Annotated in this window: 24 protein-coding genes; 11 read left to right on the top strand and 13 right to left on the bottom strand. The window is 70.0% G+C overall.

The window, feature by feature from the left end:
• Positions 1 to 9: 9 nt before the first annotated feature.
• The 7 genes from DM194_RS26165 to DM194_RS26135 all read right to left on the bottom strand — a co-directional run bounded on the left by DM194_RS26165 (position 10) and on the right by DM194_RS26135 (position 9,856).
• Complete coding sequence (locus DM194_RS26165) at positions 10 to 1,209, bottom strand: flagellar basal body P-ring protein FlgI (RefSeq protein ID WP_111070567.1); 1,200 nt, start codon at positions 1,207 to 1,209, stop codon at positions 10 to 12.
• An 11-nt stretch (positions 1,210 to 1,220) separates the two neighbouring features.
• Positions 1,221 to 2,324, bottom strand: coding sequence for a flagellin N-terminal helical domain-containing protein (locus DM194_RS26160; protein WP_111070566.1), 1,104 nt, complete (start codon positions 2,322 to 2,324; stop codon positions 1,221 to 1,223).
• A 5-nt stretch (positions 2,325 to 2,329) separates the two neighbouring features.
• The gene (gene flgK / locus DM194_RS26155; protein WP_111070565.1) at positions 2,330 to 3,727 is read right to left on the bottom strand and encodes a flagellar hook-associated protein FlgK; all 1,398 of its coding nucleotides are present in this window, start codon (positions 3,725 to 3,727) and stop codon (positions 2,330 to 2,332) included.
• A 25-nt stretch (positions 3,728 to 3,752) separates the two neighbouring features.
• A complete protein-coding gene (locus tag DM194_RS26150; RefSeq protein ID WP_111070564.1) occupies positions 3,753 to 4,997 on the bottom strand; it encodes a flagellar hook protein FlgE in 1,245 nt (414 codons plus the stop codon).
• A gap of 321 nt (positions 4,998 to 5,318) precedes the next feature.
• Positions 5,319 to 6,344, bottom strand: a complete 1,026-nt coding sequence (locus tag DM194_RS26145) for a flagellar motor protein MotB (protein WP_111070563.1) — start codon at positions 6,342 to 6,344, stop codon at positions 5,319 to 5,321.
• A 6-nt stretch (positions 6,345 to 6,350) separates the two neighbouring features.
• Entirely contained in the window at positions 6,351 to 7,238 is an 888-nt protein-coding gene (motA, locus tag DM194_RS26140; RefSeq protein WP_111070562.1) for a flagellar motor stator protein MotA, read from the bottom strand.
• A gap of 101 nt (positions 7,239 to 7,339) precedes the next feature.
• Positions 7,340 to 9,856: a hypothetical protein gene (locus DM194_RS26135; RefSeq protein ID WP_111070561.1), complete on the bottom strand. Its 2,517-nt coding sequence runs from the start codon at positions 9,854 to 9,856 to the stop codon at positions 7,340 to 7,342.
• 144 nt (positions 9,857 to 10,000) lie between these two features.
• On the opposite strand from DM194_RS26135, the gene flgF reads away from it, so the two are divergent.
• The 5 genes from flgF to DM194_RS26110 are packed head-to-tail and all read left to right on the top strand — an operon-like array spanning position 10,001 to position 13,524.
• Positions 10,001 to 10,732, top strand: coding sequence for a flagellar basal-body rod protein FlgF (flgF, locus tag DM194_RS26130; RefSeq protein WP_111070560.1), 732 nt, complete (start codon positions 10,001 to 10,003; stop codon positions 10,730 to 10,732).
• A gap of 24 nt (positions 10,733 to 10,756) precedes the next feature.
• Positions 10,757 to 11,542 carry a flagellar basal-body rod protein FlgG gene (gene flgG, locus DM194_RS26125; RefSeq protein ID WP_111070559.1) on the top strand — a complete coding sequence of 262 codons (786 nt, stop codon included), beginning with the start codon at positions 10,757 to 10,759 and terminating at the stop codon, positions 11,540 to 11,542.
• Positions 11,539 to 12,243 (top strand): flagellar basal body P-ring formation chaperone FlgA, encoded by a 705-nt coding sequence (gene flgA / locus DM194_RS26120; protein WP_111070558.1) that lies wholly within the window; start codon positions 11,539 to 11,541, stop codon positions 12,241 to 12,243. Before flgG ends, flgA begins: the two co-directional genes overlap by 4 nt.
• Before the next feature lie 47 nt (positions 12,244 to 12,290).
• Complete coding sequence (flgH, locus tag DM194_RS26115) at positions 12,291 to 13,022, top strand: flagellar basal body L-ring protein FlgH (RefSeq protein WP_111070557.1); 732 nt, start codon at positions 12,291 to 12,293, stop codon at positions 13,020 to 13,022.
• Positions 13,023 to 13,050: 28 nt separating this feature from the next.
• Positions 13,051 to 13,524 (top strand): hypothetical protein, encoded by a 474-nt coding sequence (locus DM194_RS26110; RefSeq protein WP_111070556.1) that lies wholly within the window; start codon positions 13,051 to 13,053, stop codon positions 13,522 to 13,524.
• A gap of 81 nt (positions 13,525 to 13,605) precedes the next feature.
• On the opposite strand, the gene DM194_RS26105 is transcribed toward DM194_RS26110, so the two are convergent.
• From DM194_RS26105 to DM194_RS26080, 6 genes are read right to left on the bottom strand one after another with little or no spacing between them, the layout of a single operon-like run.
• Complete coding sequence (locus tag DM194_RS26105; RefSeq protein ID WP_111070555.1) at positions 13,606 to 14,274, bottom strand: flagellar hook assembly protein FlgD; 669 nt, start codon at positions 14,272 to 14,274, stop codon at positions 13,606 to 13,608.
• Positions 14,275 to 14,294: 20 nt separating this feature from the next.
• The gene (locus tag DM194_RS26100) at positions 14,295 to 15,698 is read right to left on the bottom strand and encodes a flagellar hook-length control protein FliK (protein WP_111070554.1); all 1,404 of its coding nucleotides are present in this window, start codon (positions 15,696 to 15,698) and stop codon (positions 14,295 to 14,297) included.
• Between the two features lie 5 nt (positions 15,699 to 15,703).
• A complete protein-coding gene (locus DM194_RS26095; RefSeq protein ID WP_111070553.1) occupies positions 15,704 to 16,456 on the bottom strand; it encodes a MotE family protein in 753 nt (250 codons plus the stop codon).
• Positions 16,453 to 17,163, bottom strand: coding sequence for a DUF6468 domain-containing protein (locus DM194_RS26090; RefSeq protein WP_111070552.1), 711 nt, complete (start codon positions 17,161 to 17,163; stop codon positions 16,453 to 16,455). The genes DM194_RS26095 and DM194_RS26090 overlap by 4 nt, the downstream gene beginning before the upstream one ends.
• Positions 17,144 to 18,322, bottom strand: coding sequence for a flagellar motor switch protein FliM (fliM, locus tag DM194_RS26085; RefSeq protein ID WP_111070551.1), 1,179 nt, complete (start codon positions 18,320 to 18,322; stop codon positions 17,144 to 17,146). Before fliM ends, DM194_RS26090 begins: the two co-directional genes overlap by 20 nt.
• A gap of 19 nt (positions 18,323 to 18,341) precedes the next feature.
• Positions 18,342 to 18,890, bottom strand: a complete 549-nt coding sequence (locus tag DM194_RS26080) for a flagellar basal body-associated FliL family protein (RefSeq protein WP_246024638.1) — start codon at positions 18,888 to 18,890, stop codon at positions 18,342 to 18,344.
• Between the two features lie 188 nt (positions 18,891 to 19,078).
• Here DM194_RS26080 and fliF point away from each other — a divergent pair, with 188 nt between their 5' ends.
• The 6 genes from fliF to DM194_RS26050 all read left to right on the top strand — a co-directional run bounded on the left by fliF (position 19,079) and on the right by DM194_RS26050 (position 24,032).
• A complete protein-coding gene (gene fliF, locus DM194_RS26075; RefSeq protein WP_111070549.1) occupies positions 19,079 to 20,803 on the top strand; it encodes a flagellar basal-body MS-ring/collar protein FliF in 1,725 nt (574 codons plus the stop codon).
• Positions 20,803 to 21,480 carry a FliH/SctL family protein gene (locus DM194_RS26070; RefSeq protein WP_111070548.1) on the top strand — a complete coding sequence of 226 codons (678 nt, stop codon included), beginning with the start codon at positions 20,803 to 20,805 and terminating at the stop codon, positions 21,478 to 21,480. Before fliF ends, DM194_RS26070 begins: the two co-directional genes overlap by 1 nt.
• A gap of 22 nt (positions 21,481 to 21,502) precedes the next feature.
• On the top strand, positions 21,503 to 21,841 hold the full coding sequence (fliN, locus tag DM194_RS26065; RefSeq protein ID WP_111070547.1) for a flagellar motor switch protein FliN: 339 nt from the start codon (positions 21,503 to 21,505) through the stop codon (positions 21,839 to 21,841).
• A gap of 80 nt (positions 21,842 to 21,921) precedes the next feature.
• A complete protein-coding gene (fliP, locus tag DM194_RS26060; RefSeq protein ID WP_111070546.1) occupies positions 21,922 to 22,701 on the top strand; it encodes a flagellar type III secretion system pore protein FliP in 780 nt (259 codons plus the stop codon).
• Between the two features lie 2 nt (positions 22,702 to 22,703).
• Positions 22,704 to 22,994 (top strand): hypothetical protein, encoded by a 291-nt coding sequence (locus DM194_RS26055; protein WP_111070545.1) that lies wholly within the window; start codon positions 22,704 to 22,706, stop codon positions 22,992 to 22,994.
• Positions 22,995 to 23,003: 9 nt separating this feature from the next.
• A complete protein-coding gene (locus tag DM194_RS26050; RefSeq protein WP_111070544.1) occupies positions 23,004 to 24,032 on the top strand; it encodes a flagellar motor switch protein FliG in 1,029 nt (342 codons plus the stop codon).
• The last annotated feature ends 27 nt before the right edge of the window (positions 24,033 to 24,059 follow it).

The following is a 24,059-nucleotide window of genomic DNA, read 5'->3' as shown; positions in this document are numbered from 1 at the left end:
CTCTCGCGGTCAGATGATTTCCAGATCGGCGTGCAGCGCGCCGGCGGCCTTGATCGCCTGGAGGATGGCCACCATGTCGCGCGGCCCCACACCCAGTGCGTTCAGCCCGTTGACCAGCTGCTGCAGGCTGACATTGCCGCCGACGGTAACGAACTGGCGGCCGTTGCCTTCCTGAACCTGCACGTCGGTGCGCGGCACGACGACGGTGGCGCCGTTGCTGAAGGGCTGCGGCTGCGACACCTGCGGCGTCTCCACCACGCGCACGGTCAGGTTGCCCTGGGTGATGGCGACCCTGCTGACCCGCACGTCGTCGCCGATCACGATGGTGCCGCTGCGCTCGTCCACCACCACGCGGGCGATGGCGTCCGGGCGAACCGGCAGCTGTTCGATCTCGCCGATCAGACGGGGCACGTTGCCGACATAGGGGCCGGTGATGCGGACATCGACGGTGGTCAGATCGACCACCCGCGCGTTGCCGGCGCCGAGCCGGCCGTTCACGGCGTCGGCGATGCGGATCGCCGTGGTGAAGTCGGGATTGCGCAGGGCCATCCGCACCATGCCGACATCGTTCAGGGCGAATTTCAGCTCGCGCTCGACCGTGGCGCCGTTGGCGATGCGGGCGGTGGTGGGCACGCCCTTGGTCACCGTCGCCGCCGCGCCGCCGGCGCTGAAGCCGCTGACCGACAGCGCCCCCTGGGCCACGGCATAGGCCTCGCCGTCGGCGCCCAGCAGCGGCGTCACCACCAGCGTGCCGCCCAGCAGGCTGGTGGCGTCGCCGAGCGCCGAGACCGTGACGTCGACGGTGGTGCCCTGGCGCGGGAAGGGCGGCAGGCTGGCCGTCACCATCACCGCCGCGACGTTGCGGGTGCGCAGGGTCTCGCCGCGGGTGTTGATGCCGAGCCGCTCCATCATGCCCTTCAGGCTCTGTTCGGTGAAGGGCGTGTTGATCAGCCGGTCGCCGGTGCCGTTCAGCCCGACCACCAGCCCGTATCCGACCAGCTGGTTGCGGCGGACTCCGTCGAAGGTGACCAGATCCTTCACCCGCGTCTGCGCCGCCGCCGGGGCGGGAAGCACCGACAGGGCGGTGAGCGCCAGCATCAACCCGGCGGCCAGCGCCACAGCACGGCTCGACAAAGCACGGCTGGACGCACGGCTCAGGGAGGCGGGCCGGAGCCGGCGCGGAACGGGAACCTGGATGCCGGGGCTCATGGCGATAGGACCTAGAGGTAGTTGGTCAGGCGGAGCTTAGCGATGCGCGCGGTGGCGTTGGCGGTGGCGTCGATCTGCGCCTCCAGCTGGCTGATCCGCGTGCTCGCCTCGTAGAGGTCGACGCCTTCCAGATTGTCGATCTGCAGGCTGAGGATAGACTTCTGCGTCTTGTGCTGTTCGGTCAGGGTGGCGATCTGGGCGCGCTGGACGCCGAGCTGCGCGGTCGCCTCCCGCAGGTTGCCGAGCCCGGCGGACAGCTTGTCGACCGCCGTCCTGATGTAGTCGGGATAGGCGTCGACATCCATTTTCGAGGTGTCGACCGCCGCCAGCATGTAGATGCCTTCCAGGAGCTCCCGCATCATCGGGTCATTGGCCTGGACGCCATAGGCGATGGTGCTGGAGTCCGCCGGCCGGCCGCTGACGCGCGGGGAGGCGCCGCCGCCGGGCTGGACCGAGGTGGTGCCGGTGTAGAGCCCGCCCTCGAAGGTGTCGGTCAGCGGGGTGGGGGCCGGCGTGGCCGGGTCGCGCACGGCGAACAGATCGTCCAGCCGGGCGATGACCGCCGCGGTCTCCGCCGCGGTCGTCGGCATCTCCGCGCCGCCGGTGGCGGACTGGATGGCGTCGCGGACGATCTGCATCGGCGAGCGCAGGCCCGACTTGTCGCCGTCGACATTGCGCATCGGCGGCTGGTCGAGCGCGGTGCCGGCGAACAGATAGGCGTTGCCGGCCGAGGCGTTCAGCAGCCCGACCACCTGATCCAGCACGCCGCGCGCCCGGACCTGCAGCGAGGTGCCGGTCGGCGACTGCTGCCCCAGGCCGGTGGAGGCGGCGGCCAGGAGGTCGGTTCCGGACTCGATGATGCTGGTCATCGCGCTGTCCATCATCTTCATCCGGCCGTCGAGCAGGTCGGCGGTTTTCACATACTCGTCGGTGCGGTCGAACAGGTTGCGCAGCGCGATGTCGCGGCCGGTGCTGGCGCCGATGGTGGCGGCGACGTCGGCATGGACGCCGGTCGCGACCTCCTCGTTCGCGCGGACCAGGTCCATCTGCTGCCGGGTCATGGTGCTTTGCAGCTTCCGGCTCATTCCCAGCGTGGACAGGGCATTGTACAGCATCGGCCTTACCCCTTGATCTGCAGCAGGATGTCGATCATGCGGCTGGCGACCTGCACCACCTGGGCACTGGCGCCATAGCTCTGCTCGATCAGAAGCAGCTTCTGCATCTCGTCGTCGATGTTGACGCCGTCGCGGTTGATGCGGGCGGTTTCCAGCGTGTCGGCGCTGATCTTGCGCGCGTTCATCTCCGATTCCGCACCGGTCCGGTAGCCATGCTGGGCCGACACCATCGCGGTGGCATAGCCGCCGAGCGTCGCGGAGGCCGGCATGTCGGCGGCGGCGAAGCTGCGGGCGTCGGTGAAGACGGTCAGGAACTGGTCGATCTGCGTCTGGTCGCCGGGCTGGAGCGGGGCCGCCGCCTGGACGCCGCTGCGCACCCGCCAGCTTTCCGTCCGCACCGCGTCGTTGACGGCGATGCGCGACGCCAGCCCGGCGGTGGCGCCATAGGCCGCACCGTCATCGGTGAACAGGCCCGGCTGGCCCGGATCGGCCTCTGCCCCCTGGAAGGCCTGCACGAGACCGGCGGCCAGCTCGTCCAGTTGGGCCAGCGCGCGGGGCATGTCCTGCTTGATGGTCTGGACATAGCCCATGATCCGGCCGCTCTGGATCTCGCTGTCCGCGTTGGCGGACAGGGCGACGCCATTGGCCATCACCTCGTTCCCCAGCAGGGACAGCGGCTGTTCGTGCGGCGCCAGCGGGCGGTCGAGCAGGGTCTGGCCGTTGCGGGTCATCACCACCACCTGGCCGTCCTCGCGGCTGTAGGTGCGGATGCCGATCTCCTGCGAAACCTGGTCGAGCAGGCGGTCGCGGTCGTCGCGCAGGTCGCCGGTATCGCCGCCGCGCGCTTCCAGCCCGGCGATCCTGCCGTTCAGGTCGCTGATCCGCTGCAGCGCGGTGTTCACCGAATCGATCGAGGTCTCCAGCCGGTCGCGGGCGTCGGACTGCACCGTCTGCGCCGCTTCCGCCGCACGGTTCAGGCTGTCGGCGAGCGTGATCGCCTGCGACACCACCGCGTTCTGGGCGGCATCGTCCTGCGGCATGCCATGCAGGCGGGAGAAGGCCTGCTGCAGCTTCGACAGCTGGGTGGAGACCGATCTCTCGTCCTGCGGCTGTCCCAGCACCAGGGCGTAGTCGGCCAGCGCCGAAGCCCGCGCCTCCTGCCCGGTGTAGCGGCTGGTCTCGAACCGCGCGTCGCGGATCAGCAGTTCGTCCACCTTGCGGGCGATGGCGTCGACCTGCACCCCGGCGCCGCGGCCGGAGGTGTTGGCCGACGACAGGGCGAGGTCGCGGCGCACAAAGCCGGCGGTGGTGGCGTTGGCGAGGTTGTGGGAGGTCATCGCCGCCTGCTGCTGCGTCGTACGCAGGCCGGACAGGGCGGCGGTGAGGGCAAGTTGGACGCTCATGGCCGGGGCTCCGTCGCGACTGGGCTCAACGCTTCAGGCGGGTGGTTTCCTCGACCAGCTCGTCCGCCGTGCGCACCAGGGTGGCATTCGAGGAATAGGCGCGCTGGGTCTCGATCAGCGAAACCAGCTCCGTCGCGATGTCGACGTTCGACTGCTCCAGCGCGCTGCCGATGACGGTGCCGGCGGCCCCCTTATTGCCGGCGCCCAGCGTCAGCGTGCCGGTCTCGGCGCCCAGCGTGTAGGTGTTGCCGTCCTGGGCGACCAGACCGTCGGGGTTGGTGACGGTGGCGATCGGGATCTGGTACAGCGCCTGCCGGGCGCCGTTGTCGTACATCACCCACAGCTTGCCGCTGTCGTCGATGTTGACCGAGGTGACCTGACCGACCTTGGCGCCGTCGCCGGTGACGGTCGGGACATAGTCGCCGTTCAGCTGCGTGAGGTTGCCGAGCGACATGGTGAAGGTGTCGGCGGTCGGCGTGGCGGGCGAGGTGATGGTGATGCCGGGCATCGGGTCCAGCGGCATGCCGGCGCCGTCCACCGGCTTTCCGGCATAGGGGCCGGTTGCGGCGAAGGTGAGCGTCACCGGCGCGCCGCCGACCGTATAGCCGGCCGGGCCGGAGGCGGTCAGCGTCCACTCGTTGGGGGCGGCGCCCTTGGTCCAGGTCACCGACAAATCGAGCGGGTTGCCGAGCCCGTCGTAGAAGGTCGGGCTGGTGGTGAAGCTGTCGCCGGCCGCCGCCTGGGCCGGCAAATTGCCGGAGAAGTCCATCAGCGTGGTCCGGCTGCCGCCATAGACGAGATTGCCGATGTTGACCGGCTGCAGGTCGTCGAAACGGGCGGTGCTGACGTTGGGCATCGTGCCGTCGGGGTTCAGCTTCCACGCTTCCAGATACTGGCCGGCGTTGTTGCGCAGGAAACCGCTTTCATCGGGCAGGAAGCTGCCGGCGCGGGTCAGCGAATATTGCGGCGTGCCGGATGCGTTGCTGCCGACGACGAAGAAGCCGGCGCCGCTGATCGCCATGTCGGTCGTCGAGGTGCTGCCGAGGATGGTGCCGTCCTGCTGCACCTGATAGTGCGTGGCGGACTGCACGCCGCTGGCCGTGTAGGTGCTGCGCGCGCCGGGCGAGGTGACCAGGGTGGAGAAATCCACGGTGGCCCGCTTGTAGCCGACCGTCTGGGAATTGCTGATGTTGTCCGAAATGGCGGCGAGTCGCGAGCTTTGCGCGGCCATGCCGCTGACACCGGAACGCATTGCGCTGTACAGGCTCATCCTTGGGATCCTCTGGTCAACCGTCGAACGGGCCGTCGCAGTGACGACAAACGGAAGGGGAATGGCGTGTCCCGGGATTCTCCACGAAGGACTGACGGGTTAACGGTAGCGAAGCTGTTTTAAAGGCGCTTTAAAGGAAAAGCCGGACGGTTTTGTTAAAATGTCCGGCGCTTTTCCTTTAAAGCGAATTTGCATTCGTTTTGGATTCAGATGACCTCATTCGCCGGTCGGGCTTCGGCCGCATGAGCGGCCGGGACCGCCGTCGCGGTCCAAAGCGGATTGCAATCCACTTTAGGCGGCGGGCGCATCGAAGCCGAAACCTCACCCCGGCCGCCGCAACAGCGTGATGCTGATCCGCCGGTTGCTGGGGTCGAGCGGGTTGCTGCTGGCGAAATGGTCGAGATCGGCGCGGCCTTCGACGCGGACGATGCGGCTGCCGGGAATGCCGCTGGTCAGCAGTTCGCGGCGGGCGGCGTTGGCGCGGTCGCTGGACAGTTCCCAATTGCCGTATCTGGCGTCGGGAGCGTAGCCGAGACCGTCGGTGTGGCCGGTGATGCCGATGGGATTGGGAATGGCCGCCAACGCGGAGGCCACCATCCGCATCAGGCGGCGGCCCTGCTCGTTCATCTGGGCCGAGCCGACCTTGAACATCGAGAAGCGGGCCTGATCGGTCAGCTGGACGCGCAGCCCCTCCGGCACCTGCTGGATCACCAGACTGCCCTGCAGGGCGTTGAGGTCCGGCGATGCGGCGATGCGCCGGCGCAGGTCGTGCTCCAGCGCCTCCAGCGCCAACCGATCGGTCAGCTCGGCGGACTGGCGGTCGAGCAGCGCCTCGAGTTCCGCGCGGGTGGCGGCGATGCCGGCTGCCGGAGGTTCGGCGGCTGCGGCTGCGGCTGCGGCCTGCGCCGGTTCGGCGGCGGGGTGCAGCAGATCGATCGGCGGCACCGGGCTGCCGAGGGGATGCGGCATCGGATCCTTGCGGCCGGCCGGCTGGCGGTCGCTGTCGCCGACCGATGCCACGACCGGCGGGGAGGCCACCGGGCTCGCCTGATCGCCGGCGGCGTTGGGGGTGGTCAGCGAGCCGGAACTGTCGACCGAGCGGCCGGCCAGCATGCCGTCGGCGCCGGAGTTGTTCTGCGACACCGCGACCGGATTGAAGTAATCGGCGATGCCCTTGCGCTGTTCGGTGGTGGTGATGTTCATCAGCCACATCACCAGGAAGAAGGTCATCATCGCCGTCACGAAGTCGGCATAGGCCAGCTTCCAGGCGCTGTTGTGCTCCTCTTCATCATGGCTGCCGAGATGGCGCTTGACGATGATCGGGGGGAGGGGGGCCTTGCGGGGCATGGCCGGTCACGCCGGCTGGCGGCCGTCGCGGCCCTTGGCCTGCGACGACAGGGTGGTGGCGATCTCGACCTCCGCCAGACTGGGCTGGATGTCGGTGTAGAGCACCTTGCGGGCATACTCGGCGCAGATCTGCGGGGGGCTGCCGCGCAGGTAGGCGCAGAGCGCCGCCTTGATGCAGAAATACATGTTCAGTTCCGATTCGCGGCGCTGGCGGGCGGCGCTGGCGATCGGGCCGACCATGCCGTAGGACAGCAGCACGCCCAGGAAGGTGCCGGACAGCGCCCCGGCGATCATGCGGCCCAGCACCTCCGGCGCCTCGCTGATGGCGCCCATGGCGTTGATGACGCCCAGCACCGCGGCGACGATGCCCAGCGCCGGCAGGGCGTCGGCCAGATTCTGCAACGCCTTGGGCACCTGGTTCAGTTCGCGGCCCAGCGTGTCCAGCTCCTCCGTCATCAGCGATTCGAGGTCGTGCGGGTTGTCCTGCCCCAGCGCGATCAGGCGCAGATAGTCGCAGAGGAAGGTCATGCAGCGCTCATAGCGCAGGACGTTGGGGTACTGGGTGAACAGCGGGCTTTCGGAGGGCTTGTCGATGTCGGCCTCGATCTGCGACATGCCCTTGGACTTGGCGATGCGCAGCAGGCTGTAGACCAGCGCGATCATGTCGAGATAGTCGTTCTTTGGCGTGTTGCGCCCGCGGGCGATGGCGCCGACGGCGCGCAGCGTGTCGCGCAGGACCGCCGGGCTGTTGGCGATGGCGAAACCGCCGATCCCGGCGCCGACGATGATGACGATCTCGACCGGCTGCCACAGCACGGTCATCCGCCCGCCCATGGCATAGAATCCGCCGAGCACGCTGGCGAACACCGCGAACAACCCGAACATCAAGCGCATGTTTTACTTCTCCGGATGTACACAGGCCGTCGCGACCGCTGTCGCCCCGACGACGCTACAGGCCGCGGTTTAAAGCGGCTTTACGGATTGTGGCCCGAAAGTCAGGGCTGCCCGCGCCAGCCGCGCGCCAGCCGGTCGAGCGCGGCGGCGGCGGCGAGGTCGCGCTCCACCGAGTCCGCGCGCAGCGGACCGTCGGCGGGCGGCGGGGCCAGCGCATCGAGCAGGCCGGCCCAACGGGTGCCGTCCAGCCGGCCGCGCTGCGCCTCGCCCAGGCCGCGCAAGGCCTCGCCGTCGCCGGCCAGATAGGCCGACAGGCCCTGCAGGGCCACGTCCTCCGCCATCGGCTCGCCACCGGCCTCTGCCAGTTCGGCGAAGGCCTTGCGGGCGGCGGCCCACTCGCCGGCGGCGAACAGCCCCTGGGCGCGCAGCCGCGCCGCCTCCAGGCCGGTCAGGCCGCGCAGCGCGTCGAGCGCCCGCACGGTGTCGCCGCCGCCGAGCAGCGCGTCGGCGCGCAGCAGGGCGCGGCGTTCGGCCAGGGCGGGCTCCAGTGTCGGACCACCGGTACCGGCCAGCACGTCCAGCGCCTCCGCCTCCCGTCCGTTGTCGATCAAGGCGCGGGCGAGGGTGGCGCCCAGCTCCGCCCGCTGCGGGCCGCTGGCGGTCTCGGTCAGCGCGTGCAGGATGCGGGTGGCCTCCAGCGCATAGCCGTCGCGCAGCAGCAGGGCGGCGAGGCGCAGGCGCAGCCCGCCGTCCGCCCGGTCGGCCAGCGTCACCAGCCGGCCATGCCGGGCCTGAAGCGCCAATGCGTAGAGCCCGCCCGGCGGCGACCGGTCGAGGCGGTCGAGCACGGCGGTCAGCAGGTCGCGCCCGGCCTCCAGCGCGTCGCGCCCGCGCGCCGTGGCGCCGAAGCGGCGGCCGAGCAGGCCGAAGATGTCGAGCGCCGCATCGGTCTTGCCGCTGCGGGCATAGGCGGCGCCGAGGGCGGCCAGCGCATCGGTTTCGATCTCGTCGCCACGCCAGGCGAAGCGCAGGGCCTCCAGTGCGGCGATGGCGCCCTCCTCGTCCAGCCGGCCGAGGCTGCGGCGCAATTCGATGGCGCGCACCTCGGCCCGTCGGGCGAAGGGGCCGCGGCGCAGGGCCGCCGCGGCATCGTAGCGGTCGAGCGCCGCGTCGGGCGTCGCCTTCAGTTCCGCCAGCCGGCCGCGGAAGTAATCGAGCCGCCCGTCGGCCATCCCCGTGGAATCGACGGTGATCATCTCCAGCACGATCAGGTTCAGGGCGGCGACGTCCCCGGCCTGATCCGACGAGTCGGCCAGCGTGGTCAGCAGGCGGCTGCGCAGATCGGCCGGATAGTCGAGAAGGCGGCGCAGGGCGATCGGCAGCCCTTCCTTCGCCGCAGTCCAGCGGGTCGGGGCCAGTGCGACGCTGCGCCAGACATTGTGGTCGGCCATGACGCCGGCCGGCAGCTGGACGAACAGGTTGTCGTCGGGCGCGTCCTCGCGGTCGAGCGCGCGGAAGGCGTCGCCGAGGATGCGCAGGGTGTAGCGCTGGTCGGGCGCCGGCGACAGGCTGGCCGCCGTTTCCAGCGCCGCGCGGCCTTCCTCGTCCATGGCGCGGGCGAGCAGGAAGCGGATCAGCGCGATCTGCGCATCGACCCGCGCCCGGCCCTGCGCCGCACCGACCGCCTGCTGCAGGGCTTCGCGCGTGCGGTTGAAGTCGTCACCGGCCCAGCCGGGGAAATCCATCGCGCCGATGGGCGGCGGGGCGGGGGGCTTCGGCGGTTCGGCCGCTCGCGGCGCCGGCTTCGGGCTGCGGTCGGGCAAGCGTTCGAGCCGCCGCAGCGTGTCCTCGATGCTGGAGCGGACCTCGTCCTCCAGGCTGGCGACGAGGGCGGCAGGCGGGGATATGCCCTCTCCCGCCCTGGGAGAGGGAGGGCCCCCCCGATGTGGGGAGGGGGAGGGACTATCCGAACATGGAGCGACCGGATCCTTGCAATCCCCCTCACCCTTCCCAAGCTGCGCTTGGGCCCCTTCCCTCTCCCGGGGCGGGAGAGGGAGGTTGGCGGGCGCGGCATGGGCCGTGCCGATGGGGCTCAGAGCTTCAGCAATCGTCGCCACGCTGGACGTACCCGGCTGCGGCGGGGCGGGGGCTGGCTCCGCCGCGGTGACCGCAGCCGCCACGACCGCATCCGGCGGGGCCTCCACCGGCACGGCTTCCGGCGCAGCCGGCTTGATGCCCGGCACCGGCGGGCCGCCGACATCGACGATCAGCATCCGGCGCTCGATGAAGCTGGCGACCCGTGCGCCGCAGGGGATCGCCGCGGTCAGGCTGCGCCCGTCATCCGCGGTCACGAAGTCCGACAGGCGGCGGGAGTAGGTGGCGTGCAGGCTGGCCAGCGGCCAGCGCACCGGCTCGGGCGTGCTGATTCGCAGCACGCAGCCGTCGACGACCGCAACCGGCTCCGGCCCCCCCGGCACCGACAGCACCAGCCGCGAATGGTCGGCGTGGTCGCCCATCTGCGCGCGGACGGACGCGGCCTGAGCCGGGCCGGGCACCGCCAGCAGAGCGAGGACCAGCGTCGAACCAGTGATCAGTGCGGTATCCGGGCGCCGTTTCATCACAGTCGTCTCGTATTTTATCGAAATGATCGCCAAACCGTCGCCAACACCGGCAAGGAGCCGGCCGGGACGGTCCGGGTTGAAACCCGGCTTTAAACTGCATCGTCCAGATTAAGGCGGAGTTCAAAACCGGAGAGTTCGGCGATGGAGAACCAGCTTTACATCGGACTGTCGCGCCAGGTGGCGCTGCGGCGGCAGCTGGACGTCGTGGCGAACAACGTCGCCAACATGAATACCGTCGGCTTTCGCGGCGAACGCACCCTGTTCGAGGCGGCGCTGGAGGCCGGCGGACGCAAGCCGACCGACCGCATCGCCTTCACGATCGACCGCTCCACCTACACCGATCTGCGCGCCGGCGCCTTCAGCGAGACCGGCAACCCCTATGACGTGGCGCTGGACGGCGATGGGTTCCTCTCGGTGCAGTCGCCCGACGGCGTGCGCTACACCCGCGACGGCCGGATGCGCCGCGATGCCGACGGCACGCTGGTCGGCACCAACGGCCATCCGGTGCTGGACGACGGCGGCCGGCCCATCGTCATTCCGCAGGATTCCAGCACGATCAGCATCGGGTCGGACGGGCTGCTGTCGGCCGACGACAACGTGATCGCCCGCATCGCCGTGTCGCGATTCGAGAACCCGCAGATGCTGAAGCAGACCGGCGACCTGCTGTTCGAGCCGGCGGACGGGATGGAGGCGCTCCCCGCGCCCGACACCCGTCTGGTCGAGGGCAAGGTCGAGCGGTCCAACGTGCAGGGCATCGTCGAGATCAGCCGCATGATGGACCTGACCCGCGACTACCAGTCGGTGACCAAGATGGTGGACGACGGGCAGGAGCTTCTGCGCTCCGCCATCAACCGCCTCGGCAAATCCACCTAAAGCGCCAAAAGGGAGAGATCGTCCATGCGCGTGCTCAGCATCGCGTCCACCGGCATGATGGCCCAGCAGATGAACGTCGAGGTCATCTCGAACAACATCGCCAACATCAACACCACGGCCTTCAAGCGCTCGCGCGCCGAATTCCAGGACCTGATGTATCAGGCGGAGCGGCGGCAGGGCAGCCAGTCGACCGATTCCGGCACCATCGTGCCGACCGGCGTCGAGGTGGGGCTGGGCGTGCGGCCGACCTCGGTCAACCGCATCAACACCAACGGCAACCTGACCTCCACCGGCAACGAACTGGATCTGGCGATCGAGGGGCGCGGCTATTTCAACGTGACCCAGCCCGGCGGCGAGACCGTCTACACCCGCGCCGGCAGCTTCAAGCTGTCGCCGGAGGGCACCATCGTCACCGCCGACGGCTTCACCGTCGCCCCCGGCATCACCGTGCCGCAGGGCACGCGCGAGGTGGTCATCAACCGGTCGGGCGAGGTGCTGGCCTATGTCGACGGCCAGAACCAGCCGGTCAACCAGGGCCAGCTGGCGATGACGGTGTTCGTCAACGACTCCGGGCTTGAGGCGCTGGGCGACAACCTGTTCCGCGCCACCCCGGCCTCGGGCGAGCCGCAGGACGGGCTGGCGGGGCAGGCCGGATTCGGCACCATCCGCCAGAAGTACCTGGAATCCTCCAACGTCAACGTGGTGCAGGAGATCACCGAACTGATTTCCGCCCAGCGCGCCTACGAGATGAACGCCAAGGTGATCGAGGCGGGCGACCAGATGGCCTCCACCATGACCAACATGCGGTGACGACCGTGCGGCACACCATCCGCCGGCCGCTGGCCGTTCTGCTGCTGGGGGCTTCCCTGGCGCTGCCCTGGCAGGCCGCCGCCGGGCCGGTCGAGTCCCGGCTGGCGGAGGAGCTTCTGGTCTCGCTCGGCCCATCGGTGCCGGCGGACGCGCAGGTGGCGGTCACGCTCGGCCGGCCCTTCGACGGCCCGATGGACGCGGTGCGCGACGTCAGCCTCGATCCCCGCACCGGGATCTTCCAGGCGCGGATCCTCAGCGACGGGCGGATGGTGGAACTGAGCGGGCGCGCCGAGGTCGAGGTGGCGATGCCGGTGCCGGTCCGCCGCATCCGCCCCGGCGAGATCATCGAGGCGGCCGACCTGACCACCGTCCGCCTGTCGCTCGACCGCGCCGGTTCGGGATTCATCTCGTCGGCCGACGCGCTGATCGGGCTGTCGCCGCGCCGTCAGATCTCGGCCGGGCGGCTGATCCAGGTCGGATCGGTGGGTGCGCCGATCGTCGTCCAGCGCAACCGGCCGGTGACGCTGGTCTACGAGGACGGTGCGCTGGTTCTGGCGGCGCGCGGCCGTGCCTTGCAGGAGGGCGGCGTCGGCGACGTCGTCCGCGTCATGAACATCGCCAGCAGCACCATCGTCACCGGAATCGTCACCGGCGCGGAAACCGTTTCGGTGAACGGCCCGCGCATTCCGCAACACCCCTGACCGTTGGCCGCGCGGCCCTGATCGACCCATACGAGGGAGCTTCCGTCATGCGCACCGCGCTCGTCCCCATCCTGCTGCTTTCGCTTGCGACCGGCGGCTGCGCGCGGCTGTCCGATATCGGCAGCGCTCCCACCCTGTCGGAGATCTCCAACCCGGCGATGCAGCCGGAGGCGCGCGTGATCTCGCTGCCGATGCCGCAGCCGACGACGGCCGAGCAGATCCCCAGTTCGCTGTGGCGCACCGGATCGCGCGACTTCTTCCGCGACCCGCGGGCCAAGGCGGTGGGCGACCTGCTGACCGTCGTCATCGACATCGCCGATCAGGCGCAGCTGCGCAACAGCACCCAGCGCGGACGCAGCAACAACGAGAAGGCTGGGCTGTCCAACTTCTTCGGGCTGGAAAGCCGCCTTCCCGCCGTCCTGCCCGATGCCGTCGACGCGTCGGGCCTCGTCGATCTCGACAGCTCCAGCTCGTCGAGCGGCAACGGCACCATCCAGCGCAACGAGCGGATCGCCATGCGCGTCGCCGCCGTGGTGACGCAGGTGCTGCCCAACGGCAATTTCGTGATCGCCGGCCGGCAGGAGGTGCGGGTGAACTACGAACTGCGCGAGATGCGCATCGCCGGCGTCATCCGTCCCGAAGACATCAGCAACGCCAACACCATCGAATACGACAAGATCGCCGAGGCGCGCATCACCTATGGCGGCCGCGGCCAGATCACCGACGTGCAGCAGCCCCGCTACGGCCAGCAGGTGCTGGACGTGATCCTGCCCTTCTGACATCCGGCTTCACTGGGGAATCCGCACCATGAAAGCCGTCCTGCTGTTCGCCGTGGCCGCCGCGCTCGCCTTTGCCGGCGGCTACGGCTTCGGCCGTTTCGAAGCCCCGCAAGCCCCCGAAACCGTGGACCGGCCTCCCGATGCCGGGGTGCCGGTTGCCGGCGGTCCCTACTATGTCGAGGCCGGGCAGCTTATCGTGCCGATGCTGGAGCGCGGCCGCACCATCGCCTTCATCCTGACCCAGGTGACGCTGGAGGCGTCGAGCGCCGACGATGCGCTGCTGGTGCGCCGCCGTCTGCCGCATGCGCGCAGCGCCATGCTGGAGGCCCTGTTCGACCTCGCCGGGCAAGGCCGCTTCAACGGCCCGTCGGTCGATCCGCAAGGCGTGGCGACCGCCCTGCTGGCCGGCGCCAACGGCACCCTGACCAGCCAGGAAAGCACCCAGCCGGTCCGTGCCGTGCTGATCGACCGCCTGCTGCGCCAGGACAACACGCGGCTGTAACTACGCTCTCTCTCCGCCCGGAGATCCCTCTCCCCGGGGGGAGAGGGGGCAGACCAAGGTCGGGAGAGGGTGATTTTCGCTTTACGACGCCGACAGCACGGCATCCGAAGAGATGGTGGCGCCGTTCTTCAGCACGAACTTGGTGGCGCCGTCGACGCTGCGCACCTCGGCCACCGTGTCGGTGACGACGGTGGCGGTGTTCAGCGCCTTGCCGTCCTTGTCCTTCGCCGTCACCCGCAGCGTGTAGAGGCCGTCGGGGGCGGTGCCGCCGCCGGCGGTCTGGCCGGTCCAGCTGAAAACCTGGCGGCCGGTCTGCAAGGCGCCGGGCATGCTGTGGACGACGTTGCCGGCGCTGTTCAGCACCTCCAGCTTCACGCTTGCCGGCTGGCCGTCCACGGTATAGGCGGCTTCCGCCTTGCCTTCGGTAAGCGACAGCTGGTTCGACTCCACCTCCACCTTGCGGCCGAGCAGGGCCATGTCCATGCGCATGCCGCTGCTCTTCAGCGTGTCCAGAACCTTGCCCAGCGTGTCGTTTGAACGCATCGACTGCTCGACCGTGGACAGCTGCGCCAGCTGGGTCATGAACTGCGAAGCGTCCATCGGCGCCAGCGGATCCTGGTTGCGCAGCTGCGCGGTCAGCAGCTTGAGGAAGGATTCGTAATCGACGGTGGGCTTCTTGGACTCGTCGGCAGACGCGGCGGCCTTCGTGGCCGCGACTTGCGTCATGCCGGTGCCGGGGGTGGTGGTCATGGCGGGATGGTCTTTCCTGTTCAGACGGTGACGTCGACGAGCCCGTCGATCGGGCGCATCGGTCTTTCCGCGACGGGTTCGGGACTGGCTTCCGGTTGGGCCTGGGCGCGCCAGCCGGCGGTGCGGCCCTGGTCGGGAGCGGCGAAGCCGCGCGACTGGCCGTCGTCCCGCAGCGAGAACTGGAGGCTGGCGTTGTCGAGCGACAGGCCGGCATCGCCGAGCGCGCGTTCGAGCTGTTGCAGGTCGCGCCGCAGCATTGCCAGCGTATCGGCCTGTTCGGCCTGGACGACCAGCGAGACCTTGCCGTCGCTGACGTCGGCGACGACGCGGATGCGGCCGAGCTCCGCCGGGGCGAGGTCGATGTGGAACTCCCCGCCGCCGGTTTCCAACACGCGGACGAGCGGTGCGGCCAACTGCGCCATCGCCGGGCTGTGCGCCGTCGCGGCCCGGCCCGATGCCGCCGCTGCGGCATATTGGGTGGCGGCCTGGGCGGGCAGGGTCGGCAGCGATTCGAACCCGGTCGCGGCGGTGCCGCCGCCGACGCCGGCGGTGAGCGGTGCGCCGAAGGCGGGGGCGGGGGCCGGTTCGGGAGCGATGGCGGAGGCGGTCGCATCGGTGGGGGGCTGGGCCGTGCGGGAAACCGCCGGAGCGGCCGTGGGCTGCTCCGCCTTGTTGGCGGCGGCCGGTTTGCCGGTTCCGCGAGAGGAACGGATCGCGGTGCGGGGATCGGTGCTTTCGTCGCGGCGGCTGGCGCGCGCGTCAGGCTCCGCGTCGGTCGCAGCCGTCGCGGTCGCCATGGTTGCGGTCGCGGCGGCGGTTTCCGCGGGCGCTTGCGTTGTCTGCGGGAAGGCGGGGGCGGACGCGCTCCGGTCCATGGCGCCTTGAGGGGTGCCTTCGGCGGCGCTTGCGCCCTGTGCCGTGCCCGCAGGCGCGGGGTTAGTGCTCGCGGTTGCGGACGGGTCGGCCGGCTGCTGCGGAGCGGCAGCGGTCCCCGTGGTCCGGTTGCCGTTCCCGGCCGCGGATGGAGCAGGCTGCCCCGGCAGCGCGGCAGCCGCGCCCGGATCGGGAGACGGTGTCCCGGATGCGGCCGGCGGTGCGGCCGGCGGCGGGGCGGGAGGCGCGGCCGGGATGGCGGCGACCATCCAGGGCATCAGTGGGGCGTCGGTGCTGCCGCCGGGCCGGACCGCCGGCTGGACGACCGCCTGGGTGATGGCGGCCTGCACGGCGGCGGGGCTGTCGGGCATCGCCTCCTTGCGTTTGCGCAGCCGGTCGGAGCGCGTCGCGCCCTCGTCGGACTCGTCCTCGGCGGCGTCGTCCACCAGACTGGAAAAGTCGCCGTCGCGGGCGTCGTCGCCGGCGGAGCCGCCGCGCTGGGACGGGGTGGGGCGGGACGGTGCCGCGACGGCATCGGGCATGCTGGTCATGGCGCTCAATTGGTCAGGGTGGGGCGCGGCATGGCGGCGGTGACGGGGACCGCCGTCCCCCCTGTTGCCGGGGCCGCCTTGCGGTCGCCGGGCAGGGCGCGGCGCTGCAGGATCAGCCGCGTCACTTCGCGGGCCTTGGCGTCGGCCATCTCGGCAAGGATCGGGGCGGCGCGCCGTTCGGTGATGCGGTCCAGCACGTCGACCACCATGTCGGTTTCCATGTCCGTCAGGATGCGGGCGGCGTCGCGCGGCTTCATCGCCTCATAGATCGCCACCATGCGCTTCAGGTCTTCCTGCTGCAGGGTGGAGCGCTGGGCCATCAGCGCCTCGACCTCGTGCTTCACGCCGTTCAGCCGCTGGATCTGGGTGCCGACCCGCGCCTCGGTGGCGGCGAGCACCGCTTCGGCCTCGCGCAGGCGGTTCTGCCGGCCGGCGCTGTCGGCCTTCTGTTCGTCGATGGCCGCACGCAGGAGCGGGTCGGTGCAGCTGGGCGGAGCCAGCGCGACCGGCGGCGGCGCCTCTGCCACCGGGGCCCCTGCGGCCGGCGCCGAGATCGGGGGGGAAGCGGGGGCCGGCGCCGTTTCGGCCGCCTTGGGATCGGTCGTCTTCAGGTCGGTCGCCCAGGGGCGCTCATGGGCGCCGAATTCGCGGTCGAACTGCTGGGCGATGACCGGGAAGCCGTCCACCAGCGCGCCGAGCTTCAGCGGCAGGACCATCAGGACGGCGACCAGGGTGATGGGAAGGATGCGCGGAATCATGCCGACGTCTCCGAGCCCACGGTGCGCAGCCGCGCGTAGAAGGCGCTGGCCGCGGCCTTGGCAGGACCGGTGGGGGCCGGGGCCGATGATGCCGGGGTAGAGGGCGCGGCGGTTTCCGCCGGCTGGCCGCTCACCGCGCGCAGAGCCGTTTCGAGCGCCTGGAACTCGCCCTTGTCGACCTCCGCCGCCTTCAGGGCCGACAGGAGGGGGGATGCTGGTGCGGCCTCGGCCTCGGCCGGCTTCGCCATGCTCCCGGCCGCGATGCCGGCCGCGATGCCGGCCCCAATGCCGGAGGTGCCGTCGGCGTCGGCCATTTCCCGCCGCATCCGGTCGCGTCCGCCGCGCATGGCGCCCGCCATGGCGCCCTCATCCAGCCGGCGCAGCAAGGCGCGGGCATGCTGGACGGATTCCTCCATGCGGGCGGTGGTGCGCTCGCAGGAGCCGAGGATCAGCGCCATGTCCTCCTTCATGCCCTTGGCGCGGTCCAGGTCGTCGGACAGGCGGGCGGCGATCTCGGTCGCCGAGGCCACCATGCGCTTCATCGAAGCGTCGGTATCGTCGATCGACTTGGAGAAGGTCGACACCAGGGCATTGATCTCGGACTGGCCGTTGCGCAGCAGCTTCAGCCGCTTGTTGACGATGACCAGATAGACGGTCGCCGTGACGAGCATCACCGCCAGGGCCGCGTCAATGAGAAAGGAGACCATCGATCAGCTCCTGCTTGGTATCGAGATCGGTGTCGATCTTCACCGCGATGTTGTCGTTGCGCTGTCCCATGTGGCCGGCGAACAGCGGGATGGTCTTGCTGAAGACCAGGACGGTGGAATCGGGGTTGATGCGCAGCTTCAGAGACTGGCCCTTCTGCCAGGCCAGAACCTCGCCCAGCGGCACCTTGGTTTCCGCCAGCACGGCGACCAGCTCCAGCTTGGAGCGCATCAGCTCGTTCTTCAGGTGGCTTTCCCACACCGTGTCATGGCCGAACTTCTCGCCCATGAACATCTGCACCAGCTTGCCGCGGATCGGCTCCAGCGTGGCGTAGGGGATCACGATGTCGATGTGGCCGGTGCGGCGCTCCACCTCCACGGCGATGCGCACGCGGATGATGGCGTTGGAGGCGCGGGTGATGGTGGCGAATTGCGGATTCACCTCCAGCCGGTCGAAGACGAAGTCCACCTGGGCCAGCGGGTCGAAGGACTGCCCCAGATCCTGGAGCACCACCTTCATCATCCGCTCGGTCATCTTGCGTTCGATGGAGGTGTAGGCGCGCCCGTCGATCCGCCCCGGCCGCGAGCGCCGTCCGCCCAGCAGCACGTCCATCATGCAATAGATCAGCGCGCTGTCGATCGACACCAGCATCTGGTTGTCCCACGGCTCGGCGCGGGCCACGCCGATCAGGGCCGGCAGTTCGATGGTGTCCTGGAAGTCGGTGTAGCGCAGCCATTCGATCTTCGACAGCGACGCCTCGACGTTGGAGGACGCGAACTGGCGCAGCGAGGTGTTCAGCATCCGCACCATGCGGTCGAACACCACGTCCAGCATCGGCAGCCGGTCCTTGTTGACCGTGGTCGAGCTGACCAGCCGCTGGATGGCGCTCATCTCCGGCCCGCCGCCTTCCGGCGCGCCGAAATTCAGCAGCCGGTCGATCTCCTCCTGGCTCAGCGTCTTGGTCTCGCCGGGCATGGCGGCCATCGCCTCGCTCATCGTCTCGGCCGGCGGAGCGTCGGACGGAACGGCGGACGGGGCGGGCGGATCGCTCTGCTGTGCGGCGGCCAGTTCCCACGCGGCGTCGGACCAGTCCGCGGCCTCGTCGGGGGTCGGCTGGGAAGCGGCCATGGATGGGGCGGTCGGGGCGGGGGTATCGGTCATCCGGTGCCTCTGGAGGTCGCTATTGCGTGAGCAGGCTGCGCAGCAGGACGTCGGTGACGACCTCCTGCCGGCCGGCGGGATCGGACAGGATCAGGTTGAAGCGGCGCTTGATCTCGCTGCGCAGCCGGTGGAGCCCGGCCGACCCCTCCAGATCGTCCTGGTCCAGGTTGCGCAGGAATTCCTGCAGGCTGTCGGTGAGCTGCGGCATGGCGCGCTCCACCGTCTCGCGGTCGCTCTGGGCGATCGCCAGCGACAGGCCGATCTTCAGGAAGCGGGACGGCGTGTCGCGCCGCAGGTTGACCACCAGTTCCGGCATGTCGACCACCGTGTCGGCCGGCAGCGCCTCCGTCACCGTCTCCGCGGTCCACAGCCGGTCCAGCGCCTGCGGTCCGGCGGCCATCCAGTATCCGGCGATCCCGGCGGCCGCCACGGCCCCCACCGCCATCATGCCTGCGGCGAGGCGGGCGAGCGGCAGGGCGATCACCAGGATGCGTCCCGATCCGCGCAGACGGTTCAGGACTTCTTCCCGGACCGCTGCCGTCCCCGACATGCCAAATCGTGTAATCATCGAACCATTCCGCCGGCGATTGCCGAAAATTTTAGTAAAGCTGACATTCTGTAAGATTTGAGCCGCTTTGTCTTGGGAGGCTGCGCCGTTTTTTACTCCGCTTAAAAGTCGCCCCGTTAGCGTGAGGGGGTGTGCAGGGCGAAGACTAGGCCCGCCGATTTTCAGAAACTTTAAAGGTGCGGGGAACCGTGGACAGTCTGATCGACACGTTGCGGTCGTTGGGGCGCGGTCGGCTGCTCGTGCTGGCGGGGACCGGGCTCGGCATCGTCCTGGCGATCGCCGGCATGGCGCTTCTATTGTCGCAGCCGCACATGACGCAGCTCTACAGCGGCCTGGAGCCGTCGGAGGCCGGCCGCATCGCCAAGGCGGTGCAGGAGATGGGCGTGCCGGTGGATGCCGGTTTCGACGGGACGACGATCAGCGTGCCGCAGTCCGAGGTCTCCCGCGTCCGCATGGCGCTGGCGGAAAAGGGCCTGCCGGCCCAGGGCGGCGTCGGCTACGAGCTGTTCGACACCGACAAGCCGCTCGGCATCACCAGCTTCATGCAGCGCATCAACCGACTGCGCGCCATGGAAGGGGAGCTGGGCCGCACCATCGAGACGCTGGCCGGCGTCGAGGCCGCGCGCGTCCACATCGTCATGCCGGAGCGCGAGGAGTTCTCGCGCAGCGCGCCCAAGCCGACCGCGTCGGTGGTGGTGCGCATGCGCGGGCGGGCGGCGATGGACCGCAAGCAGGCCCTGTCGATCCGCCATCTCGTCTCCGCCGCCGTGCCGAACCTGAAGCCCAGCGCCGTGACGGTGATGGATTCCTCCGGCGAGCTTCTGCTGACCGAGGATGACGGGCCGGGGCTGGCGTCGGCGCGCACCGACGGGATGCGCGTGGCCGCCGAGACCCGCGTCGCCCGCGCGGTGGAACAGATGCTGACCGCCCGGCTCGGCGCGGGCAACGTCCGCGTCCAGGTCGCCGCCGAGGTGGAGACCAAGCGCGAGGTGGTGCGCAGCCAGACCTTCGATCCCAACAGCCAGGTCGTCCGCTCCACCCAGACCGTGCAGGAGCAGGAGCGCGCCCTGGACAGCAACGGCGAGCCGCCGGTCACCGCCGAACAGAACCTGCCGCAGCGCGACGTGCGCGCCCAGCCGCAGGGGCCGCAATCCTCCAACGACAGCAAGCGGCAGGAGGAGACGGTCAACTACGAGATCTCCAGCGTCAGCCGCGAGACCGTGATCGAACCCGGCGACGTCCGCCGTCTCAGCGTCGCCGTGCTGGTCAACGGTACCTGGACGACCGCCGCCGACGGCACCCGCCAGTACGAGCCGCGCAGCGCGGAGGAGCTTCAGCGCCTGACCGAGCTGGTCCGCTCCGCCATGGGCTTCAGCGAGGAGCGCGGCGACCGGGTGACGGTGGACAATCTGGAATTCGTCGATCTGGCGCCCGACCTGACGCCGCGCCCGCTGGGCGACGAGATCGCCGAGACGCTGAGCCGCAACATCATGACGCTGATCCAGTGGGTGATCCTGCTGGTGCTCTCCGCCCTGGTCATCCTGGTCGGCCTGCGTCCTCTGATCCGCCGCGTCTTCCCGGCGCCCGAGCCGGCGGCGGCGGAAACCCCCGCCCCGGCTCTGGCCGCGCCCGCGGCCGGCGCCATGCCGCAGCTGGCCGGCCCGGCCACGGCCGCCGCGGCCGGCGGCGCGACGGCTCTGGCCGACGGCGAGGAGGGCGATCCCGCCCTTGCCGCCGCGTCGATGACGCCGCAGCTGGGCATCGAAGAAACCATGGACCAGCTGATCGAACTGCGCACGGTGGAAGGCCGCGTCCGCGCCTCCTCCATCCGGCGGCTGGGCGAGCTGGTCGACCAGTATCCCGACGAGGCCATCGATATCCTGCGCTCCTGGCTCTATGAGGAGGTGGCGTGATGGCCGCCTATCCGCGTTACCGTTTCGACCACGGCTTCGGTGCGCCCGCCCCCGTGGTGGAACCGGAGGTGGTGGAGGTGGCCGATCCGCTCGACCTTCCCACCCTGTCGGAGCGCGAGCATCAGGCCGCCTTGGCGCAAGCCCGTGCGAGCGCGCTGGACGAGGGGCTCGCCCAGGGCCGCGCCGAGGGCGAGGATGCCGCCGCCCGGCGGACCGAGGCGGAGCTTGCCGCCACCCTCGACCAGCTGGCGCAGCGGATGGCGGCGCTCGACGCCGACCATGCCGCCCTGATGGGACGGCTGGAGGCCGAGGGCGCCTTGGTGCTGGTGGCGCTGGTCCGCCGGATGGTGCCGCAGCTGCTCGACAAGGTGGCGCGCGAGGAGGTCGAGCGGCTTGCCGCCGATGCCCTGCGCGCCGCCGGCCAGTCCCCCGTCCTCACCCTGCGCCTGCACCCGTCGCTCCGCCGCCCGCTGGAAGAGCGGCTGGCCGGGCAAAGCGCCTTCAGCGGCCGCATCGACATCCAGGGCGACGCGGCGCTCGCCGTCGGCGCTTTGGAAGCGAGCTGGGGCGCGGGCTCCGTCCGCCGCGATCCCGCCGCCTTCGAGGCCGCCGTCGCCGCACTCGCCGACCGTGCCGTCGCCGCGCTGATGCCGGCGCCGTCTTCCGACATCACCTGAACGATCCGAAGCGAGAATCCTCATGCCTCCCTTGAACCTCGACATGCTCGACGATGATCCCAAGCAGGCCGAGAAGGCCGCCGACAAAAGCCTCGAGAAGACCTTCGATGGCCCGATGAACGCCATCTACAACGTGCCCGTCGACGTCCAGGTCGTGCTGGGCCGCACCAGCATGCTGGTGGCGCAACTGCTGAAGCTCGGCCGCGGCGCGGTGCTGGAGCTTGAGCGCAAGGTGGACGAGCCGGTCGAGGTGCTGGTGAATCACCGTCTGGTCGCGCGCGGCGAGGTGGTGATCGTCGAGGACCAGCGGCTGGGCGTCACCCTGACCGAGATCGTGCGGACGGAGCTGGAAATCGACTGAGTTGGGAACTCCAACTCCCTCTCCCGTCCCGGGAGAGGGCGATTCGCCAGACATGTCTTCATCCCCCCGAAAGCCAGCGCATGCGTCCCCGTACCCTCATCCCCCTCGCCCTGACCCTTGTCGCCGGCCCCGCCGCCGCGGCGCCGCTCGATCTCGATCTCGGTGCGCTGGGGGCGATGGCGGACGGGGCGAGCCTGTCGGGGCGGATCATCCAGGGCATCGTGCTGCTGACGGTGCTCAGCGTGGCGCCGGGGCTGCTGATCATGGTGACCTGCTTCACCCGGATCATCGTCGTGCTGTCGCTGCTGCGCTCGGCACTCGGCCTGCAGCAGTCGCCGCCGAACATGGTGCTGGTCAGCCTCGCCATGTTCCTGACCTTTCACATCATGGGGCCGACCTTCGACAGCGCCTGGCAGGATGGCCTGCGTCCGCTGCTGAACGAGCAGGTGACGCATGAGCAGGGGCTGGAGCGGATGATCGAGCCGTTCCGCAGCTTCATGGCCTCCCATGTCCGCGAACGCGACCTTGCCGCCTTCGCCGCCTTCACCGCCAAGCCGAAACCGGCCGGCGAGGACGGCGCGGCGCAGGACGAGCGGCCGGTGACGGCGGAGAGCGTCGATCTGCGGTTGCTGATGCCGGCCTTCCTGCTGTCGGAGCTGCGCCGCGCCTTCGAGATCGGCTTCCTGCTGTTCCTGCCCTTCCTGGTGATCGACATGGTGGTGGCGGCCATCCTGATGGCGATGGGCATGATGATGCTGCCGCCGGTGATGATCGCGCTGCCCTTCAAGATCATCTTCTTCGTGCTGACCGACGGCTGGTTCCTGATCGCCGGCAGCCTGATCCGCTCCTACGGGGTCTGAGGATGGACGAGGCCGCCGCCAACCCCGCCAACCCCGCCGAGCCGCCGGCCAGCCTCGCCGACAGCATGCTGGCGCTGGCCAGCCGCCGCGGCGTAGCGGTGCCGGAGGACGGCTCCATCGCCGGGCTGCTCGCCGCCATCGAGCCCAACCCGCTGATCCCGCATCCGCTGCTTCTGGTGGCCGGCGCGGTGATGGCGGTCGCCTTCCGCCACGACCGCGCGCTGGCCCTGCCGCCGGCCGACGGACCCGACGCGCCGCCGTCGTCCGCAGATACCGCCGACCTTTCCTTCTGAGGTGCCGCCATGGGAACGCCGATCAAGATCCGTGAGAACTACAAGAGCCTGAGCGGCGTCGAGAAGAGCGCCGTCATCTTCCTGGCGCTGGGCGAGGAGCGCGGGTCGCGGCTGATGGAACGGCTGGACGAGGACGAGATCCGCCTCGTCAGCCGGGCGATGGCCACGCTGGGCAACGTCACCTCCAATCTGGTGGAGGCGCTGATGCGCATCTTCACCGAACGCTTCGCCAATGCGGGATCGGTCGTCGGCTCCTACGACAGCACGGAGCGGATGTTGAACCGCTTCCTGCCGCCCGACCGCGTGACCGAGATCATGGGCGAGATCCGCGGCCCGGCCGGACGCACCATGTGGGAGAAGATGTCCAACGTGAACGAGGGGGTGCTCGCCAGCTATCTGGCCGGCGAATATCCCCAGACGGCGGCGGTCATCCTGTCCAAGATGCGTCCCGACCATGCCGCCAAGGTGCTGGTCCTGCTGCCGCCGGCCATCCGCACCGAGGTGATCGAACGCATGATCCAGATCGAATCGGTCCAGCGCGAGGTGCTGCTCGACATCGAATCGATCCTGCACAACGAGTTCATGGCGAATTACGCCCGCACCCACGGAAACGATTCGCTGGAGCGGATGGCCGACATCTTCAACCGCATCGACCGCGAGACGCTGGGCGAGATCTTCGACGATCTGGAAACGGTGATGCCGGAGCCGACCCAGCGCATCAAGCAGCTGATGTTCACCTTCGAGGATCTGATGCGGCTGGACCGCGTCTCGCTGCAGGCGGTGATCCGCCGCTGCGACACCGGACAGCTCGCCATCGCGCTGAAGGGCGCGCCGGCGATGCAGCGCGACCATTTCCTGTCGGTGCTGTCGGAGCGTGCCCGCCTGATCCTGCAGGACGAGATCGAGAACATGGGGCCGTTGCGGATGCGCGACGTCAACGACGCCCAGGCCGAGATCGTCCGCACCGCCAAGGCGATGGCCGAGGACGGCACCATCATCATCCCGCAATCCGACGACGTCGACACGGTCGTCTATTGAGCGGAGCGCGCCGGATGGGAGGTTCCT

It is taken from the genome of Azospirillum ramasamyi (genome assembly GCF_003233655.1).
Classification (GTDB): domain Bacteria; phylum Pseudomonadota; class Alphaproteobacteria; order Azospirillales; family Azospirillaceae; genus Azospirillum; species Azospirillum ramasamyi.
Note: the sequence above shows the minus strand (reverse complement) of the source record. Positions and strands in the feature narration are given on the sequence as shown.

Coding starts and splice junctions, on each gene's coding strand:
- fliN (WP_111070547.1), top strand. CDS start 21,503: ATGCCTCCCTTGAACCTCGACATGCTCGACGATGATCCCAAGCAGGCC.
- DM194_RS26055 (WP_111070545.1), top strand. CDS start 22,704: ATGGACGAGGCCGCCGCCAACCCCGCCAACCCCGCCGAGCCGCCGGCC.
- DM194_RS26095 (WP_111070553.1), bottom strand. CDS start 16,456: ATGATTCCGCGCATCCTTCCCATCACCCTGGTCGCCGTCCTGATGGTC.
- DM194_RS26135 (WP_111070561.1), bottom strand. CDS start 9,856: ATGAAACGGCGCCCGGATACCGCACTGATCACTGGTTCGACGCTGGTC.
- flgK (WP_111070565.1), bottom strand. CDS start 3,727: ATGAGCGTCCAACTTGCCCTCACCGCCGCCCTGTCCGGCCTGCGTACG.
- DM194_RS26110 (WP_111070556.1), top strand. CDS start 13,051: ATGAAAGCCGTCCTGCTGTTCGCCGTGGCCGCCGCGCTCGCCTTTGCC.
- DM194_RS26160 (WP_111070566.1), bottom strand. CDS start 2,324: ATGCTGTACAATGCCCTGTCCACGCTGGGAATGAGCCGGAAGCTGCAA.
- flgH (WP_111070557.1), top strand. CDS start 12,291: ATGCGCACCGCGCTCGTCCCCATCCTGCTGCTTTCGCTTGCGACCGGC.
- flgF (WP_111070560.1), top strand. CDS start 10,001: ATGGAGAACCAGCTTTACATCGGACTGTCGCGCCAGGTGGCGCTGCGG.
- DM194_RS26070 (WP_111070548.1), top strand. CDS start 20,803: ATGGCCGCCTATCCGCGTTACCGTTTCGACCACGGCTTCGGTGCGCCC.
- DM194_RS26090 (WP_111070552.1), bottom strand. CDS start 17,163: ATGGTCTCCTTTCTCATTGACGCGGCCCTGGCGGTGATGCTCGTCACG.
- DM194_RS26145 (WP_111070563.1), bottom strand. CDS start 6,344: ATGCCCCGCAAGGCCCCCCTCCCCCCGATCATCGTCAAGCGCCATCTC.
- motA (WP_111070562.1), bottom strand. CDS start 7,238: ATGCGCTTGATGTTCGGGTTGTTCGCGGTGTTCGCCAGCGTGCTCGGC.
- DM194_RS26105 (WP_111070555.1), bottom strand. CDS start 14,274: ATGACCACCACCCCCGGCACCGGCATGACGCAAGTCGCGGCCACGAAG.
- DM194_RS26050 (WP_111070544.1), top strand. CDS start 23,004: ATGGGAACGCCGATCAAGATCCGTGAGAACTACAAGAGCCTGAGCGGC.
- flgG (WP_111070559.1), top strand. CDS start 10,757: ATGCGCGTGCTCAGCATCGCGTCCACCGGCATGATGGCCCAGCAGATG.
- DM194_RS26100 (WP_111070554.1), bottom strand. CDS start 15,698: ATGACCAGCATGCCCGATGCCGTCGCGGCACCGTCCCGCCCCACCCCG.
- fliM (WP_111070551.1), bottom strand. CDS start 18,322: ATGACCGATACCCCCGCCCCGACCGCCCCATCCATGGCCGCTTCCCAG.
- DM194_RS26165 (WP_111070567.1), bottom strand. CDS start 1,209: ATGAGCCCCGGCATCCAGGTTCCCGTTCCGCGCCGGCTCCGGCCCGCC.
- DM194_RS26080 (WP_246024638.1), bottom strand. CDS start 18,890: ATGATTACACGATTTGGCATGTCGGGGACGGCAGCGGTCCGGGAAGAA.
- fliP (WP_111070546.1), top strand. CDS start 21,922: ATGCGTCCCCGTACCCTCATCCCCCTCGCCCTGACCCTTGTCGCCGGC.
- DM194_RS26150 (WP_111070564.1), bottom strand. CDS start 4,997: ATGAGCCTGTACAGCGCAATGCGTTCCGGTGTCAGCGGCATGGCCGCG.